Source organism: Burkholderia sp. R-40 (assembly GCF_049942845.1).
In the GTDB taxonomy this organism is placed as follows: Bacteria; Pseudomonadota; Gammaproteobacteria; order Burkholderiales; family Burkholderiaceae; genus Burkholderia; species Burkholderia ambifaria.
The window spans coordinates 650,410-668,210 of record NZ_CP187968.1; the positions used below are offsets into that span (position 1 = coordinate 650,410).

At 69.4% G+C, this 17,801-nt stretch carries 8 protein-coding genes; 2 read left to right on the forward strand and 6 right to left on the reverse strand.

From position 1 onward, the window contains the following. Positions 1-208 precede the first annotated feature (208 nt). Positions 209-1,102 carry a PEN family class A beta-lactamase, Bcc-type gene (gene blaPEN-bcc, locus ACP26O_RS19330; protein ID WP_175663426.1) on the reverse strand — a complete coding sequence of 298 codons (894 nt, stop codon included), beginning with the start codon at positions 1,100-1,102 and terminating at the stop codon, positions 209-211. A 116-nt stretch (positions 1,103-1,218) separates the two neighbouring features. On the opposite strand from blaPEN-bcc, the gene penR reads away from it, so the two are divergent. After that, positions 1,219-2,109 carry a beta-lactamase transcriptional regulator PenR gene (gene penR / locus ACP26O_RS19335; RefSeq protein WP_006758175.1) on the forward strand — a complete coding sequence of 297 codons (891 nt, stop codon included), beginning with the start codon at positions 1,219-1,221 and terminating at the stop codon, positions 2,107-2,109. Between the two features lie 496 nt (positions 2,110-2,605). Here penR and ACP26O_RS19340 read toward each other — a convergent pair whose 3' ends face one another. The 5 genes from ACP26O_RS19340 to ACP26O_RS19360 form a co-directional block, all read right to left on the reverse strand. Beyond that, positions 2,606-2,857: a hypothetical protein gene (locus ACP26O_RS19340; protein WP_011659343.1), complete on the reverse strand. Its 252-nt coding sequence runs from the start codon at positions 2,855-2,857 to the stop codon at positions 2,606-2,608. A 98-nt stretch (positions 2,858-2,955) separates the two neighbouring features. After that, positions 2,956-5,181 (reverse strand): amylo-alpha-1,6-glucosidase, encoded by a 2,226-nt coding sequence (locus tag ACP26O_RS19345; protein WP_175663425.1) that lies wholly within the window; start codon positions 5,179-5,181, stop codon positions 2,956-2,958. 156 nt (positions 5,182-5,337) lie between these two features. Beyond that, the gene (locus ACP26O_RS19350) at positions 5,338-12,438 is read right to left on the reverse strand and encodes an autotransporter-associated beta strand repeat-containing protein (RefSeq protein ID WP_175701124.1); all 7,101 of its coding nucleotides are present in this window, start codon (positions 12,436-12,438) and stop codon (positions 5,338-5,340) included. Between the two features lie 748 nt (positions 12,439-13,186). Beyond that, positions 13,187-13,846, reverse strand: a complete 660-nt coding sequence (locus ACP26O_RS19355; protein ID WP_175663423.1) for a YdcF family protein — start codon at positions 13,844-13,846, stop codon at positions 13,187-13,189. A 205-nt stretch (positions 13,847-14,051) separates the two neighbouring features. Continuing rightward, the gene (locus ACP26O_RS19360) at positions 14,052-15,086 is read right to left on the reverse strand and encodes a rod shape-determining protein (RefSeq protein WP_165753541.1); all 1,035 of its coding nucleotides are present in this window, start codon (positions 15,084-15,086) and stop codon (positions 14,052-14,054) included. A 256-nt stretch (positions 15,087-15,342) separates the two neighbouring features. Between ACP26O_RS19360 and ACP26O_RS19365 the strand changes: the two genes are divergently transcribed. Then, entirely contained in the window at positions 15,343-17,745 is a 2,403-nt protein-coding gene (locus ACP26O_RS19365; RefSeq protein ID WP_175663422.1) for a patatin-like phospholipase family protein, read from the forward strand. Positions 17,746-17,801 lie beyond the last annotated feature (56 nt).

Sequence of the window (17,801 nt, forward strand, 5' to 3'; positions counted from 1 at the left end):
GCGATCACGGCCATCGCCGCGCGATGAACGCGACCGATGGCGCGCTTGTCCACAATTTTTGTTGGCAAGCATGTGGATATCCTGAGCATGCGTGACCTAAGTCGTTGATCGCGCAACGTTTCGACATGCCGACCACGACTGCGGCACGGCGCGCCGCCGTCGCGTCATTCATCCATCCATCGATCACGCACGCCGCGCCGCCCGCTGCTCAGGCGAGCGTCGCGACCGCGATGCGCCCGGCGGCCGCGATCACGTCGTCCTTCGGCTTCGCATCGGCACGCGCCTGCGTGTAGTACACGGCGAGCACGATCGGCGCGCGCGACGGCAGCCAGATCACGCCCGCATCGTTCGTCGTCCCGTAGTCGCCGGTGCCGGTCTTGTCGCCCACCTGCGACCCGGCCGGCACGCCCGCGCGAATCCGCTTGTCGCCGACCTTGTTGCCGCGCAGCCATGCAACGAACTGCGCACGCTGCGCGGGTGGCAGCGCGTCGCCCAACGTGAGCACGCGCATGCTCGCGGCCATCGCGGCCGGCGTCGTCGTGTCGCGCGGGTCGCCCGGCAACGCGGTATTCAGTTCGGTCTCCCAGCGATCGAGCCGGAACGCGTCGTCGCCGATCGAGCGCGCATACGCGGTCACCGCCGACGGTCCGCCGATCAGCTTCATCGCGAGATTCGCGGCCGAGTTGTCGCTGTACTGGATCGCCGCCTCGCACAACTCGGCGACGGTCATCCCCGTGCCGACATGCTTGCCCGACACCGGCGAGTAGTTCACGAGATCGGACGGCCCGTAGGTCACGCGCTGCTGCAGCAACCCCGGACGCTCGACGCTGTGCGCGAGCACCGCCGCGCCCAGCATCGCCTTGAACGTGCTGCAGAACGGGAAGCGCTCGTCCGCGCGATGCTGCGCGCGCCGGCCGCTCGCGGTGTCGATCGCGCACACGCCGAGACGGCCGCCGGCCGCGTGCTCGAGCGCGGCGAACGACGTCGCGGACGAAACGTCCTGCCCCGCGGCCGGCGACGACGCGCACGCGGTGACGGTCAGGACGAGCGGCGCCGTCGCGGCGGCCAGCAACAGGGTTCGACGTTGCGATGAGTAGGTCATGTGAGGTCTCTCGTGGTGGAATGGGTGCAAAACGGCCGGCCGGCGAGACAGCACTATCGTGACTTTACGGTTGCCTGACAAGCAACGATAATTGAGCGCTGCCCCAAGAAATTCTTATGACTAAGCTCCGCCCTCACCTTCCACTGAATGCATTGCGCGCGTTCGAATCGTCGGCGCGCCACCTGAACTTCACGCGCGCCGGCCTCGAGCTGAGCGTGACGCAGGCGGCCGTGAGCCAGCAGGTGCGCTCGCTGGAGGAACGGCTCGGCTGCGCGCTGTTCACCCGTCTGCCGCGCGGCCTCGGGCTCACCGACGAAGGACGCGCGCTGCTGCCGGTGCTCAGCGACGCCTTCAGCCGGATCGAAACCGTGCTCAAGCAGTTCGACGGCGGGCGCTTCCACGAGGTGCTCACGCTCGGCGCGGTCGGCACCTTTGCCATAGGTTGGCTAATGCCACGGTTGAAGCGCTTCGGCGACACGCACCCGTTCGTCGAGCTGCGGCTGCGGACCAACAACAACGTCGTCGACCTCGCGGCCGAGGGCCTCGATTTCGCGATCCGCTTCGGTGAAGGCAACTGGCCGGCGACGCGCAACGAGCGGCTGCTTGACGCGCCGCTCACCGCGCTGTGCGCGCCGGAGATCGCGCGGCGCCTCGCGGCGCCGGCCGATCTCGCGAACGAAACGCTGCTGCGCTCGTACCGCACCGACGAATGGCTCGGCTGGTTCGACGCCGCGCAGCTCGAACCGTGGTCGGTCAACGGGCCGGTGTTCGATTCGTCACGGCTGATGGTCGAGGCGGCGATGCAAGGCGCGGGCATCGCGCTCGCACCGGCCTGCATGTTCGCGCGCGAACTGCAGCTAGGCCTGCTCGCGCGGCCGCTCGACATCGACGTGCGCGCGGGCGGCTACTGGCTCACGTCGCTGAAGTCGAAGCCGCTCACGCCGGCGATGACGCTGTTTCGCGACTGGATCGTTGCGGAAGCGGCCGGCGCGGCACCGGTTGAATGACGGGCCGGGCTTGTCCACAGATTTTGTTGGCAAGGATGTGGATATCCTGGGTACCCGGGGCCTAACTCGTTGATCGCGCACGATTTACGGCGCCGATGCGCACATCGGGCAGCCCGTGCGCACGGGGTTCGGCGCACCGGCCGCCGCCCGCGGGATCGTCAACCATCAGGAAGCAATCAGGTGAGACTTATCCACAGATTTTGTTGGCAAGCCTGTGGATATTCCCCCGATGTGACACGTAACATCCTGATACAAAAGGGGATTCAGTAGATCGGGCCCGGCAGGTCAACGACGCGGCATCGTTTGCGATCTCGCCGCGTGTGCCGGGCGTCCGAATCGGGAGTGGCCGGGTTCTCCACAGATTGTGTTGGCAAGCTTGTGGATATCCTGCACACCAGATGGCTAACTCATTGAGCGCACGGGGTTTTGTGCGCGCCGCGCAGGATTGGGCAGCACCGGCGCGGGCCGGGCGGCCGGCGCCGGTGCTGCCGGTTCGTCAGTGCCGGTCGAGGCCGCTGCGCAATTCGCTCGCCTTGTCGCGCAGCGCCTCGTAGCCCGAGCGCGCATGTTCGGGCAGGTCGGGATCGCCGATCAGCGCGCCGAGCGTTTCGATCAGGCTGAACAGGATGCCCTTCGCCGCCCCCGCCGCGATGCTCTGCGACTCGATCGACTTGTGCAGGTGGTCGACCGCCGCTTCCAGATTCTCGAGCTTCTGCTCGCCGTCGTCGGGCCGATTGTCGGTCGTCATCGTCATTGCCTCCGCCATCGTTCAAGGGTCATGTCACGATTCTATGCCGCTGCGCGCGAACGTGGCGCGACATCGCGCAACCTTCGCGCACGCCTGCGCTACAGCAGCGCGACCACCTTCACGCGACCCGGCTGCGCCGCCGCCGCGACCACCTGGCCATCGACGCGACGGAACGTCAGCGAGACGGTTTCGTCGCCGACGCGCAGGTCGTCGATGCGCAGCCAGTCGACGCCTTCAGGCAGCGTCGGGCGCTCGACCCGCACCTCGTGGCGCGCCGCGTCGACGCTCACGCCCAGACACGCCTGCAGCATCATGAACGGCGCACCGGCCGCCCACGCCTGCGGCAGGCACGCGACCGGATAGGCCGTCGGCGGCTCGCCGCGCCGGCGCGGGAACCCGCAGAACAGCTCCGGCAGCCGCATCTCGAAGCTGACGGCCGCCTCGAACAGCGCGCGCAGCAGGTTCACCGCGGCCGTCTTGTCGCCGTAGCGCGCGAGCCCGCGCGCGATCAGCGCATTGTCGTGCGGCCACACCGACCCGTTGTGATAGGCCATCGGGTTGAAGCGAGGCTGGCCGGCCGCGAGCGTGCGGATGCCCCAGCCCGTCTGGAACAGCGTCGAGCCGAGCACGCTCGCGACCGCCGCGCCGCGCTGCGCGTCGGGCAGCCCGAACGCGAGCAGCTGGCCCGCGTTCGATGCGAGCACGCGGCACAGATCGCCGTGACCGTCGAGCGCGATCCCGTAGAACTGGTTGTCCGGCATCCAGAAGAGCGCGTCGACCTGGTCGCGCAGCGCCTTCGCGCGCAGCGCATAGCGCGTCGCATCGGCCGCGTGCCCGCGCCGGCGCGAGCACATCGACATCGCGTCGAGCGCCGCGCACGCATACGCCTGCACTTCGACGAGCGCGATCGGGCCGTCCGGGAAGCGGCCGTCCGCGTGGAACACCGAGTCGTGACTGTCCTTCCAGCCCTGGTTCGCGAGGCCGCGCTCCGACGTGCGCTGGTAGTCGAGCAGCCCGTACGGATTGCGGTCGCACTTGTCGATCACCCATTGCGCGGCACGCTCGAGCGCGGGCCACAGCTCGTCGATCAGCGCATCGTCGCCGGTATGTTCGACGTACGCGCCCGCGAGCACGATGAACAGCGGGGTCGTGTCGACGCCGCCGTAATACAGCGCGAACGGCACCTCGCCCGTCGCGGCCATCTCGCTGCGGCGGAACTCGTGCATGATCTTGCCGGGCTCGGCGTCGCGGAACGCGGAAGTCTCGCGCGCCTGATGCGCGGCGAGAAAGCGCAGCACGCCGCGCGCGAGCGACGGTTGCAGCCACAGCATCTGCAGCGACGTGATCACCGCGTCGCGGCCGAACGGGGTCGAGAACCACGGAATGCCCGCATACGGATACGGCCCGGTATCGAGCTGCGTCGTGAGCAGCCCGAGATCCGCGAGCGACCGGTCGAGCCACGCGTCGAACAGCGGATTGCCGGTGTGCACGCGCGCCATCGACTCGCGTCGCGAACGCATCTCGCGATGCACGCCGACGAGCGCGGTGCGCAGCGCGACACGCCCGCATCCCGGGTCCGCGGCGTGGTGCGCCGAATCGAGCGTCGCGTCGACGGTCAGGTAGATCGACACGCATGCCTGCGCGGCGATCGTCAGCGTGTAGTCGGCACGATCGACCGACAGCGCGTCCGGCGCCGGCGAGAAATGCACGGTCACGTTGCGCTCGACTTTGTCGAGGCCGTCGTAGCGCAGCCGCACCGCGCCTGCGTCGACGCGCGGCGCGCCCACCGTGCCGCGCTTCGGGCGCAGCGTGCCGCGCACTTCGAACATGTCCTTGAAATCCGCCGCGAACGACAGCGACAGCGGCACTTCGGCCTCGCTCGCGCCATAGTTCGTCAGCGTCAGCGCTTCGTACAGCACGTCGCCCGCGAGCACGCGCGTGCGTTCGATGTGGATCACGCCCTCGGGCGTCTCCTTGCCGCCGAGCGGCGGCAGCGGCCGGTTCGTCAGGTGCGCGGTAAACGACGCGTTGTCCGCGCTCGTCGCGCCCGACAGCAGCGACGGCGCGCGGCCGCCGAAGGTCAGGCGCCAGGTCGACAGCACGCGCATGTCGTCGACGTACAGGCCGTCGTCGCGCCCGCTGATGTCGCCGAGCGCGTCGCCGACCACGAACGCGTCGCCGGATTTGAGCACGTACTGGTTGTTGCGCGCGAGCGCCTGCGGATCGGCTTCGGGCGCGATGAATGCGGGGCCGGACGCTTGGGTCGGAGGAAGCGGCGCGACTTGCGGCGCCTGCGTCGTGGTGGCTTCGGCGTGATTCGGCATCGATGCTCCTGTGTCGAGGCGCAACGCGCGGCGCGCGTCGCGTGTTTCGCACAGGATAGGCCAGAACGGGGAAAGCGCGCAGCGACGAAAAAGACGCGGCGCCATGCGACGTTACCGTCGCCGCATGGCGTCGCGCACAGGCATGTCACACGCCGGTCAGAACTTCCACAGGATGTTGCCGAGCACCGCGTTGTCGCGCACGCCGCTGCCGTACTGGCCGCTGAACGTGAGGCCGAGCGTCAGGCGCTTCGTGATGTTCGCGTCGATGCCGGCCTCGAGCACCGCGCTGTCGCGAGCAATCGGCACGCCCGATACCTGGAACGACGTGCCGCCGTTCGCGAACGTGAACGCCGACGACGGCCGCACGTTGCCGAACGCATGCCGCCAGCCGACCGTGCCGCGCGCGGTGAACGTGCCGCTCGCGATCGAGCCGAGCTGCGACGCGGCACGCAGGCCGAGCGTCGAGAACCCGATGTGGGTCGTCTGGCCGCCTGCCTGCAGCGCCGCCGCACCACCGCTTTCGGTATAGCCGTCGGTATGCAGGTTCACGTAGGCCAGACCCGCGAACGGTTCGAGCGCGACCGGCCCGAGCGGCAGCGCGTAGCCGACTTCGCCGAACACCTGCGCCGAATGCGCGTTGTAGCCGGCCGAATTGTGGTCCGAGAAGCCCGCGAAGCCCGGATAGCGGTCGGTGTTGATCCGGTACCACGTGTACGACGCGCCGCCGCGCACGCCGAGCGCGCCGTACTGCGCACCGCCGTACAGCGACAGGTAGTAGCTGTTGACCGCCGCCGACGAACTCTGGTCGTTGTCGAGCGAGCTGTGCGTGACGCCTGCGGCCAGACCGGCACGCCACTTGTCGTTGAGCGCCATGTCGGCACCGGCGATGAAGCCGGTCATGCTGCGGTTGATCGTCGACGCGTTGCCGTCGCCCGCGAGCCGGCTGCGGCCACCGAACGCCTGTCCCCAGACCACCGGCTGGTAAGGCGTGCCGCCGTAGCAGCCCTCGCGCGAGCCGATCCGGCGCTCCGGCGCGAGCGTCGGGTCGGTCACGCCGGCCGTGTTGTCGCCGCACAGCGCGGCCCCGCCCGACGACAGCGCCGCGAGCGGCCCCGATCCGGGCGCGAGACCCTGGCGCACGCGATCGGTCACGGCATCGCGCACATAGCGGCTGTCAAGCAGCAGCATGCTCTTCAGGCTCGCCTGCAGTTCGCCGTCGAGCACCGAGTACGCCTGGCGCGCGGTGGCCGCATCGGTCGTCAGCACCTTGTCGTACAGCGTGTTGCCCGCGCCGAGCGCACCGATCGCGGTGGCGACCGAGCGCTGGTTCGGCGTCGTCGCGAAGTCGGGCAGCGCCGTGCCGTTCGTCACGAGCCGCAGGTATACGTGGTTCGGATCGTAGCTGAGCGTCGGCATCAGGAACGCGTAGTTCGAATTCACCTGGCTGAACGCGCCCTGCACGCCCGACGATGCGCTGAGGATCGTGTACGTCGTGCTCGGCTGGTAGCTGGCCTGGTTCGCGAGCACCTGCACGGTGCCGCCGTTCAGCGTCGCCGTGCCACCCGCGGCAATGCTGCCGCTTTGCTGCGGCGTAACCGCGACCTGCAGCGTCGAGCCCGGCTGGAACGTGACGTTGCCGGCGACGTTCAGCGCCGCGCCCGGTTGCGACGCGGCCGCGATCCCGCCGCTCTGGACCACGACGCCGCCGACCGTGCCTGTGCCCGTCAGCGTCGCGCCGTTCTGCACGGTCACGGCCGACTGGGCGAGCGAACCGGCGACGTCGAGCGTGCCCGCGGCGACGGTCGTCGGGCCGCTCAGCGTATTGGTGCCCGTCAGCGTCAGGGCGCCGCTGCCGGCCTGGGTCAGCGAACCGGTGCCGGACAGCACGTTCGCGAGCGTCACGCTGCCGGACTGGTTGACGATCAGTGCGCCGTTGTCGACGACATTGCCGACCACGCTGCCCGACGTGCCGCCGTTGCCGAGCTGCAGCGTGCCGCCCGCCGCGATCGTCGTGCCGCCCGTGTACGTGTTGCTGCCGGTCAGCGTCTGGATGCCGGTGCCCGCGACCGTCACGCCGCCGGTGCCGCCGATGACGCCGTCGAACGTGCCGTTGGTGCTGCCATTCAGCGCCAGCGCGTTCGTGCCGAGGTTCACGGTGCTGCCGGCCGCCCCGGACAACGTGCCGATCGTCTGCGTGCCCGCTGCGCCGCTCACGTCGAACGTCGCGCCGGTGCCGGCGAGATTCACCGCGCCCGTCGACGCGAGGCTGCCGCCCGTGCCGAGCGCAAGCGTGCTGCCGCCGTTGATCGTCGTGCCGCCGGTGTACGTGTTCGCGCCCGTCAGCGTCTGCGTGCCGGTGCCCGCGACCGTCACGGCGCCGGTGCCGCCGATCGTCCCGCCGAACGTACTGGCGCCGCTGCCGTTCAGCGTCAGCGCATTCGCGCCGAGGTTCACGTTCGTGCCCGCCACGCCCGACAGCGCGCCGATCGTCTCGGTGCCCGCCGCACCGCTCACGTCGAACGTCGCGCCCGACCCGGCGAGATTCACCGTGCCCGTCGACGCGAGGCTCCCGCCCGAGCCCAGCGCAAGCGTGCTGCCGCCGTTGATCGTCGTGCCGCCGGTGTACGTGTTCGCGCCTGTCAGCGTCTGCGTGCCGGTGCCCGCGAGCGTCAGGGCGCCGGTGCCGCCGATCGCGCCGCCAAACGTGCCGTTGCCGCTGCCGTTCAGCGTCAGCGCGTTCGCGCCGAGGTTCACGTTCGAGCCGGCCGTGCCGGTCAGCGTGCCGAGCGTCTGCGTGCCCGACGCGCCGCTCAGGTCGAACGTCGCGCCCGTGCCCGCGAGGTTCACCGTGCTGCCCGAGGCGAGGCTGCCGCCCGAACCGAGCGCAAGCGTGCTGCCGCCGTTGATCGTCGTGCCGCCGGTGTACGTGTTCGTGCCCGTGAGCGTCTGCGTGCCGGTGCCCGCGACCGTCACGGCACCGGTGCCGCCGATCGTCCCGCCGAACGTACTGGCGCCGCTGCCGTTCAGCGTCAGCGCGTTCGCGCCGAGGTTCACGGTCGTGCCCGCCGCGCCCGACAGCGCGCCGATCGTCTCGGCGCCCGCTGCGCCGCTCACGTCGAACGTCGCGCCCGTGCCGGCCAGGTTCACCGCGCCGGTCGATGCGAGGCTGCCGCCCGAAACGAGCGCAAGCGTGCTGCCGCCGTTGATGGTCGTGCCGCCGGTATAGGTGTTCGCGCCCGTCAGCGTCTGCGTGCCGGCACCGGCCAGCGTCAGGCTGCCGGTGCCGCCGATCGCGCCGCCGAACGTGTTGTTGCCGCTGCCGCTCAGCGTCAGCGCATTCGCGCCGAGGTTCACGGTCGAGCCGGTCGCGCCGGTCAGCGCGCCGATCGTCTGCGCGCCCGACGCACCGCCCAGGTCGAACGTCGCGCCCGCGCCAGCCAGATTCACCGTGCCCGTCGACGCGAGACTGCCGCCCGCGCCGAGCGCGAGCGTGCTGCCGCCGTTGATCGTCGTGCCGCCCGTGTACGTGTTCGCGCCCGTCAGCGTCTGCGTGCCGGTGCCCGCCAGCGTCAGGCCGCCGGTGCCGCCGATGACGCCGCCGAACGTGCCGCTCGCGGTGCCGCCCAGCGTCAGCGCATTCGCGCCCAGGCTCACATTGGTGCCGGCCACGCCCGACAGCGCACCGAGCGTCTGCCCGCCCGATGCGCCGCTGAGGTCGAGCGTCGCGCCTGCACCCGCGAGATTCATCGTGCCGGTCGATGCGAAGCTGCCGCCCGCGCCGACCGCCAGCGTGCCGGCGTTGATCGTGGTGCCGCCGGTATAGGTATTCGTGCCCGTCAGCGTGGTCGTCGCCGCGCCGTCCTTCACGAGCGCGCCTGCGCCGGAGATCGCGCCGCTCAGCCCGAGCGTGTTGCTGCCGCCGAGCGTCAGCGTCGCGCCCGTGCCGAGATCGATCGCGTTGGCGACCGACAGGTTCGTGTTCGTATCGAGCGTCGCCGCGCCGCCGACATTCAATGCGCCGGAGCCCAGCGCCGCGTTGTTGCCGAGCACGAGGCCGCCGCTGTTCAGGTTCGTGCCGCCCGAATAGGTGCTCGCGCCGTTCAGCGTCTGCGTGCCGGTGCCGTTCAGCGTGAGGCTGCCGGTGCCGCCGATCGTGCCGCCGAACGTGCCGCTTGCCGTCCCGCCCAGCGTCAGCGCGTTTGCGCCCAGATCGATGCTCGTCCCCGCGACGCCGGACAGCGCGCCGAGCGACTGCGCACCCGACGCGCCGCTCAGGTCGAGCGTCGCGCCCGCGCTCGCGAGATTCATCGTGCCGGTCGTTGCGAAGCTGCCGCCCGCGCCGACCGCCAGCGTGCCGGCGTTGATCGTGGTGCCGCCGGTATAGGTATTCGTCCCCGTCAGCGTGGTCGTCGTCGCGCCGTCCTTCACGAGCGCACCGGCCCCGGAGATCGCACCGCTCAGCCCGAGCGTGTTGCTGCCGCCGAGCGTCAGCGTCGCGCCCGTGCCGAGATCGATCGCGTTGGTGACCGACAGGTTCGTGTTCGTATCGAGCGTCGCCGCGCCGCCGACATTCAACGCGCCACTGCCGAGCGCCGCGTTGTTGCCGAGCACGAGGCTGCCGCTGTTCAGGTTCGTGCCGCCTGTATAGGTATTCACGCCGTTCAGCGTCTGCGTGCCGGTCCCGTTCAGCGTCAGGCTGCCCGTGCCGCCGATCGTGCCGCCGAACGTGCCGCTCGCGCTCCCGCCCAGCGTCAGCGCGTTTGCGCCCAGGTTCACGCTCGTGCCGGCCGCGCCCGACAGCGCGCCGATCGACTGTGCGCCGCCCGCGGCGATGTCGAATGCTGCGCCCGCATTGGCCAGGTTCACCGTACCCGTGGACGACAGGCTGCCGCCCGCGCCGATCGCCAGCGTGCCGGCGTTGATCGTCGTGCCGCCCGTGTAGGTGTTCGTGCCCGTCAGCGTCGCGGTCGCCGCGCCGTCCTTCACGAGCGCGCCCGCGCCTGTGATCGCGCCGCTCAGCCCGAGTGCGTTGCTGCCGCCGAGCGTCAGCGTCGCGCTGGTGCCGATATCGATCGCGTTGGCGACCGACAGGCTCGTGGTCGTATCGAGCGTCGCCGCGCCGCCGACGCTCAGCGCGCCGGAGCCCAGCGCCGCGTCGTTGCCGAGCACGAGGCCGCCGGCGTTCAGCGTCGTGCCGCCCGTATAACTGTTCGCGCCCGTCAGCGTCAGCGCCGCCGCACCGTTCTTCACCAGCCCGCCCGCGCCGGCGATCGTGCCGCTCAGCCCGAGATCGGTGCTGCCGCCGACCGTGAGCGTCGTGCCGGTGGCGAGGTTGACGCCGTTCGCCAGCGACACGTTGGTGCTCGCATCGAGCGTCGACGAGCCGTTGACGTTGATCGCGCCGAAGCCCAGCGCCGTATTGCTGCCGACGACGACGTTGCCGCCGTTCAGGTTCGTGTCGCCCGTATAGATGTTCGCGCCGGTCAGCGCCTGCGTGCCGGTGCCCGACAGCGTCAAGCCGCCCGTGCCGGCGATCGTGCCGGCGTAGGTCGTATTCGCGCTGCCGTCGAGCGTCAGCGAATTGCCGCCGAGGTTCACGTTCGTGCCGGCTGCCCCGGCGAGCGAACCGATCGTCTGCGTGCCCGTCGCGCCGGCCAGGTCGAACGTCGCCCCCGCGCCGGTGAGGTTGACCGTGCCCGTGGACGCGAGGCTGCCGCCCGCGCCGAGCGCCAGCGTGCCGCTGTTGATCGTCGTGTCGCCGGTGTACGTGTTCGTACCGGTCAGCGTTGCGATGGCCGTGCCGTTCTTCACGAGCCCGCCGGCGCCGCCGATCGTGCCGGCCAGGCCGAGATCGTTGCTGCCGCCCAGCGCCAGCGTCGCGCCCGTCGCGAGATTGACCGCGTTGCCGAGCGTCACGTTCGTGCTCGTATCGAGCGACGCCGACGCGTTGACGTTCAGCGCACCGGTGCCGAGCGCGTCGTTGTTGCCGACCACGAGGCCGCCGGCGTTCAGGTTCGTGCCGCCGGTATAGCTGTTCGCGCCCGACAGCGTCAGGATGCCGCCGTCGTTCTTCGTCAGCGCGCCCGCGCCCGTCACCGTGCCCGACAGCGAGAGGCCTGTGGCGCCCTGCACCGTCAGCCCGCCCGCGCCGAGATTCACGTTGTTGCTGACGTCGAGCCCGGCGGTGCCGGCCTGCAGCGCACCGCCGGTGGCCGTGATCGTGCCCGTGCCGAGCGACGCGTTGTCGCCGATGATCGCGACGCCGCCCGCCAGCGTCGCGTCCTGCGCGGTCGACGCGCCGTTGATCGTCCAGTTACCGCTCGTGACGTCGAGATGATTGAAGTTGATGTAGTTGTTGGCCGCGATGGTGCCGTTGGCCGACACGCCTTGCTGCAGCACCAGCGTGTTGTTGCCGCCGGCGCCGCCGTCGACGGTGCCGGTCGCCGCGACGCCGAGCGTGACCGGCCCGACCGTGATGTTGAACGCGCCGCCCGTGCCGCCCGCCGTGTTGACCGACGAGCCCGTCACGGCAGTGAACGTGTTGGCGCTGTTCGCGCCCATCGACACGCTGCCGTTGATCGTGCCCGAGTTGGTAAACGTATTGCCGAGCCCGGGCGTGCCGTTCGATCCGAGCGACACGCGGCCGGTGATCGTCCCGCTGTTCGTCATGTTGACCGTGCCGCCGCCGTATGCGGCGACCACGGGCGCATCCGCGCCGATGAGCGTCGCGCCGGCCAGCGCGGTCGTGCCCATCGTGCCGGTGTTGGTGATCCACGACGTGCCGCCCGTGCCGTTCTGCACCGACAGCGCCATGCCCGTCACGCCGCTGACCGCGACACCGGTCGAGCCGTTCATCGTGCCGTTGTTGGTCACGGTCGTGGTGCTCGCCGCCGCATTGCCGACCACCGCGCCGCTCGACAGCACGCCGAGGCCCGAGCCGAGCACGGACGGATCGATCGTGCCGTTGTTGGTCAGCGTGTTGTTGCTGCCGGTCAGCGACATCGCGGTGCCGCCCACGCCGAGCAGCACGCCGACGCTCGCGCCGGGGTTCACTGTGACGTTCAGGTTGTTCGCGCTATTCGAATAGCTCGGCGCCAGCGGATTCGCGACACCCGAACAGGTCACCGTCGTGCCTGCCGTCGAGCAGGTCGCATAGGCGGAAACGATGCCTGCACCCGACAAGGCGAGGAAAACGCCGGTCGGCAACAGGAACCTCGGAAACGACTCGCCGCTCTTTTTCGAATGCGCAATATTCATGCTTCCCCTCGGCATCAGCTTGACCGCTGAATCGGACCGGCCACGGCGGAAGATCCGGGACGAAAGCGTCCCCGCCGGCAGTCGCGGAACGACGTCGGTTTATTCGTGGATGAACTGCTGGTTAATCGATTCTCGTTTGCGAATGCAAAACTAGCCGAATGACATGACCCGTGCCCCCTGTTTTTATGCAGCGACTTTCTGGTTGATTTGATTACCGCCCCGCTTTTGTCAGACAAGGCTATATCAAACAAAAAGGGTTTTCCAGTCGATGTTTTACTATTTGATCAAGATCAATCGAATATGCACTTTTTACTGGTGCTGGCGGGCCGAGAATAGAACTACTGAAGCGTTCCGGTAATTCCGCGCAAGGCGTGGCAAGGCGTTCCGGGCCGCGCACTCAGTGGAAACACCGATACGCGCATCCGGGATTTGGAATGGAATTTGCGCCAGGGATATATCCGCGCTCACCCCGACGGGCCGGAAAAATCGCAGAGCGCGTTGATTCGCCGAACCAAAAGCGAATTTTCAACATCCTGCAAATCGCTTTCGAATCCGGCGTCGCTTGAATTCCGCGACTCGTTCGCCATTAATCATCCGGCGACGGCGGTACCGATTCCATCAATGGGATAGCGCACCGGATTCGGCGTGAATCGGCGGCGTGATTAGCGTGAAAATCGGAAACGAAAAAGGCGACCGTGCTGAAAATCGAAACGCGGCACGCGCGCGGCAGACACCGCGCGGGGCCGTGTTACGAAAACAGGCTCATCAGATAAAGCATCGGCCGGAACGATACGGGCCGTGCATCGGGATTGAGCCACAGACGCAGCACATAGACCGCATACGCCGGCACTTCCCGCCAGCTCGAATAGATATCGCGCAACTGGAAGTGGTGCGGATACGCGGCGGAGATGTTCGCGCCGGAGATGCCGACCCGCTCGAACGCGAGGCGCGCCCGCGCGAGGTGGTAGTACTGACTGATGATCAGCACGCGCGACAGCCGGTGCGCCTGCAGGTACGCCCGCGTGTGCTGCGCGGTCGCGAGCGTGTTGTCGCCCTGGTCGTCGACGGCGATCCGGTCGGCCGGCACGCCGTGCGCGACCAGATAGTCGCGCATCGCGGTCGCCTCGTTCAGCCCCGGGCCGTCGATCGCGCCGCTGACGAGGAACGCCGGGCACTGCCCTTCGCGATAGCAGCGCACGCCGACGTCGAGCCGCGCGGCCAGCACGGGTTTCGGCGCGCCGTGGTCATCCAGTGCATTGCCGAAGATCACCGCGACATCGGCCGGCTCGCTCGGCATCCGCATCCCCGCGCCGACGAGCACGACCGCCGCGACGATCCACAGGCATGCGAACGCGGCCAGCACACGGCCGATCCGGGCCATGCAGCCCCACTTGAATCGCTGCTTCAATGGTGTCGAACTCCTGGAGAAACGCGCCGCCGGCTTGTCCGGCACGCGGCCCGGCATACTGCCACGCCGCGCTCGCGCATGTCCAGGTCACGCGGCCGGCATGACGCGTCGAACGTATCCGGAGCAACCGGACGACGTGCGACATGCGGGCGCTTCGGGGTTCGAAAGACTTTCAGGAAACGTCAACGAGTGTGCGCGGCCGGCGTCAATCCACCGGGCACATCGCTAGCCGCCCCATCGCCTCGCCCGCGCCACGCACCGCGCAGGTGGCCGGGTCGTCGGCGATCCGGGCGACCAGGCCCGTCTCGTCGCGCAGCAGGCGCTCGAGATCCGCGAGCAGCGCGCCGCCGCCCGTCAGCACCACGCCGCGATGCGCGATGTCGGTCACGAGTTCCGCCGGCGCGTTTTCCAGCACCGACTTCACCGCGCCGATCACCTGCTTGAGCGGCGCGGCCAGCGCGTCCGCCACGTCGTGGTTGGACAGCTCGATCGAGCGCGGCAGGCCGTCCTCGATACCGCGCCCGATCGCGCGGGTCGACGTGCGCGGCACGGCGCGGGTGGCCGAGCCGATCGTGTTCTTCACGCGCTCGGCCGTCTGCTCGCCGAGCAGCACGCCGTACACGTTGCGCACGTAGTTGATGATCGCCGCGTCGAACTGGTTGCCGCCGACGCGGATCGACTCGCGATAGACGATTCCGCCGAGCGCGATCACCGCGACTTCGGTCGTCCCGGCGCCGATGTCGATGACCATCGAGCCGACCGGCTCGGTCACCGGCAGCCCCGCGCCGAGCCCGGCCGCGAGCGCTTCCTCGATCAGTTCGACCTCCGACACACCGGCCGCGAACGCGGCCTCGCGGATCGCGCGGCGCTCGACCGCCGTCGCATCCGACGGCACGCACAGCGTGACCTCGACACGGCGGCTGAAGCGCGAACGCGTGCGCGACATGTCGATGAAGCGGCGGATCATCTGCACGGCGGCGTGCGCATCGGCGATCACGCCGTGTCGCATCGGCCGCACGGCCTCCAGATGCCCTGGCTCGCGGCCGAGCAGCGCCTTCGCGAGCTCGCCGACGGCCTCGAGGGTCGGCCGCGCGTCGGACGCCCCGCCCTTGCGGAAGCAGACGACCGACGGCTGGTTCAGCACCACGCCGCGCTCATGCGTATAAATCCGCGTACTCGCCGTTCCAGGGTCGATCGCAACGGGTTGCGCAAACAACTTTCCGAACAGCGGTGTCGACATATCAAGCCTTTATTGAACAAACCAGCCGCATCCGTGCGGCGCGCCTTTACCGCCCCATCCCGGACTTAGCGGCAAATCGTTCCGATACTTTAGACACTTCCGATGATTATTTCGCGACGAAATTGCCGAAAACGCGTTCCGGCAGGCCGGCGCCTACGCATCGGCCGCTCGCGTTGCGCTTGTGAAACACGGTAATCTCTCGGTCTTGCCTGCTTCCGGCAGGCGTTTCACGCCCGATCACGCCAGGTATTCCACCATGACAGCGACCGCTACTCTCCGCTGGCTCGGGGTGCGCCGGATCGGCGCAACGCTCGTTGCGCTCTGGTGCTGCACCGTTGCCGCGCAGCCCTTGCCGGCCGCCGACACCGCCACCCGCACCGCGCCGGTGGCCGCTGCCGCCGCACCGAACGCCGCACCCAACGCGACGCCCGCGCCGACCTGCAACGCCGACGGCGGCCCGGCAGGCCGGGCGCCGGTCGGCCTCGTGCTGTCCGGCGGCGGCGCGCGCGGCTACGCGCACCTCGGCGTGCTGAAGGTGCTCGAGGAGAACCGCATCCCCATCGACTGCATCGCCGGCACCAGCATGGGCGCCGTGGTCGGCGGCCTGTATGCGAGCGGCATGGCCGCCGACGAGATGCAACAGCGGCTGTCCGAGGTGAACCTGGCCGACATCGCCTTCGACGTGACCGACCGCGCGGACCTGCCGCAAACCAGCCGCGAGGACGAGCGCCTGTACATCAACAGCCTGACGCTCGGCTTCGGCAAGAAAGGCGTGAAGGCGCCGGTCGGCCTCGTCCAGGGCAATCGGCTGCAGGCGCTGCTCGCGAACTGGACGGCCGCCGTGCCGACCAACCAGCCGTTCGACCAGCTGCCGATCCCGTATCGCGCGGTCGCGACCGACCTGCAAACGGGCCAGATGGTGGTGCTGGACCACGGGTCGCTGCCGCTCGCCATCCGCGCGAGCATGGCGATGCCCGGCCTGTTCGCGCCGGCCGAGATCAACGGCCGCGCGCTCGTCGACGGCGGGCTCGTCAGCAACCTGCCGGTCGACACCGCGCGGCGCATGGGGGCGAAGGTCGTGATCGCCGTCGACATCGGCTCGCCGCTGCGTCCGCTCGACGCGCTCGCGTCGCCGGCCGACGTGATGCAGCAGATGGTCGGCATCCTGATCCGCCAGAACGTGACGTCGCAGCGCCAGCAGCTCGCCGCGCAGGACGTGCTGCTCACGCCCGACCTCGGCGCGCTCGCGTTCACCGATTTCCAGAACGCGAAGCAGGCAATCGCCGCCGGCGCGGCCGCCGCGACCGCGGCGCTGCCGCGGCTCAAGCGCTTCGCGCTCACGCCGGAACAGTACGCGGCCTACCGGTCCGCCCATGCGCAGCCGCTGCCGCCGCCGATCCGCATCACGCGCATCGAGATCAAGACGAGCGGCGGCATCCCGAAGCGCGTCGTCAGCGACGCGCTGCACGTGAAACCGGGCGACACCTACGATCCGGCGACCGTCAGCCAGGACCTGCTCGGGCTGACGACCGGCGGCAATTTCGAGAGCGTGACGCAGCAGATCGTGAGCCACGGCGACGAGAACGTGCTCGTGGTCGATGCGCGCGAGAAATACTGGGGGCCGAATTTCCTGCTGTTCGGCGTCGGGATGTCGAGCAGTTCGACCGACGAAGGCGGCTTCCGCCTGCACGTCGGCTACCGGCGGCCGTGGCTCACCGAATCGGGGCTCGAGTTCCGCGCGGATACGACGATCGGCAGCGACCTGCTGTCGGCGCGCGTCGAATTGCGCCAGCCGTTGCCGGCCGCGTACGGTTTCTACATTTCGCCCTATGCGGAATATCAGCGTCGCTACGTGAACCTGTACGACGACAGCGGCGAGGTGAAACTGAACCAGTATCTGATGCAGACGGCACGCACCGGGATCGACTTCGGGCTGCCGATCGGCCGGCTCGGCGACCTCCGGATGGGCATCGGCTACGCGACCGGGCACGGCTCGCCGAACTACAACCTGCCGTTCTCGTTCGATGACGGCAGCTCGACGCTGATCTGGCCGAGCTTCACGTCCCAGGCGCTGACCGCGCGCGCGCGGCTCGTCATCGATCAGCTCGACGATCCGATGTTCCCGCGCAGGGGCTACTACAGCGAATTCCGCGTCGAACGCTCGCTGTGGTCGCACAACAGCCAGTCCGCGGCGAACCTCGCCGATACGTCGAACACGCCTTACACCGAGATCTACGGCAAGGCGATGATCGCGCAGCAGTTCGGCCGGCACAGTGTCAGCGCCACGATCGAGGGCGGCAAGAGCATCGGCGGGACCAACCTGATCAACGCGTTCAACTTCACGCTCGGCGGCTTCCAGCATCTGGCCGCGTATGCGGCCGACCAGTTGACCGGCAACGAACTCGCGTACGCGAACGTGACTTACATGAACCAGTTGGCGACGTTCAACGCGTCGCCGATCAAGGCGCTGTCGGTGGGCGCCAGCGCGGAAGTCGGCAACGTGTGGTCGAGCGGCGTGCAGGTGGGCGGTGGCGCGCTCAAGCAGAGCTATACGTTCTTCACGAGCCTGTCGACCGCGTTCGGTCCGCTGTACATGGGTGTCGCGCTCGCGCCGGGCGGGCGGCGCAACATCTACCTGCAGCTCGGCCGCACGTACTGACCGGGGCGTGCGGCGGGCGCGGCCGACGCACCTGCGGCGGCGCGGCGACCCCGTTG

Bases quoted from the DNA above. Each gene is read 5' to 3' on its own strand.
- blaPEN-bcc (WP_175663426.1), bottom strand. From the start codon at position 1,102: ATGACCTACTCATCGCAACGTCGAACCCTGTTGCTGGCCGCCGCGACG.
- penR (WP_006758175.1), top strand. From the start codon at position 1,219: ATGACTAAGCTCCGCCCTCACCTTCCACTGAATGCATTGCGCGCGTTC.
- ACP26O_RS19340 (WP_011659343.1), bottom strand. From the start codon at position 2,857: ATGACGACCGACAATCGGCCCGACGACGGCGAGCAGAAGCTCGAGAAT.
- ACP26O_RS19345 (WP_175663425.1), bottom strand. From the start codon at position 5,181: ATGCCGAATCACGCCGAAGCCACCACGACGCAGGCGCCGCAAGTCGCG.
- ACP26O_RS19350 (WP_175701124.1), bottom strand. From the start codon at position 12,438: ATGAATATTGCGCATTCGAAAAAGAGCGGCGAGTCGTTTCCGAGGTTC.
- ACP26O_RS19360 (WP_165753541.1), bottom strand. From the start codon at position 15,086: ATGTCGACACCGCTGTTCGGAAAGTTGTTTGCGCAACCCGTTGCGATC.
- ACP26O_RS19365 (WP_175663422.1), top strand. From the start codon at position 15,343: ATGACAGCGACCGCTACTCTCCGCTGGCTCGGGGTGCGCCGGATCGGC.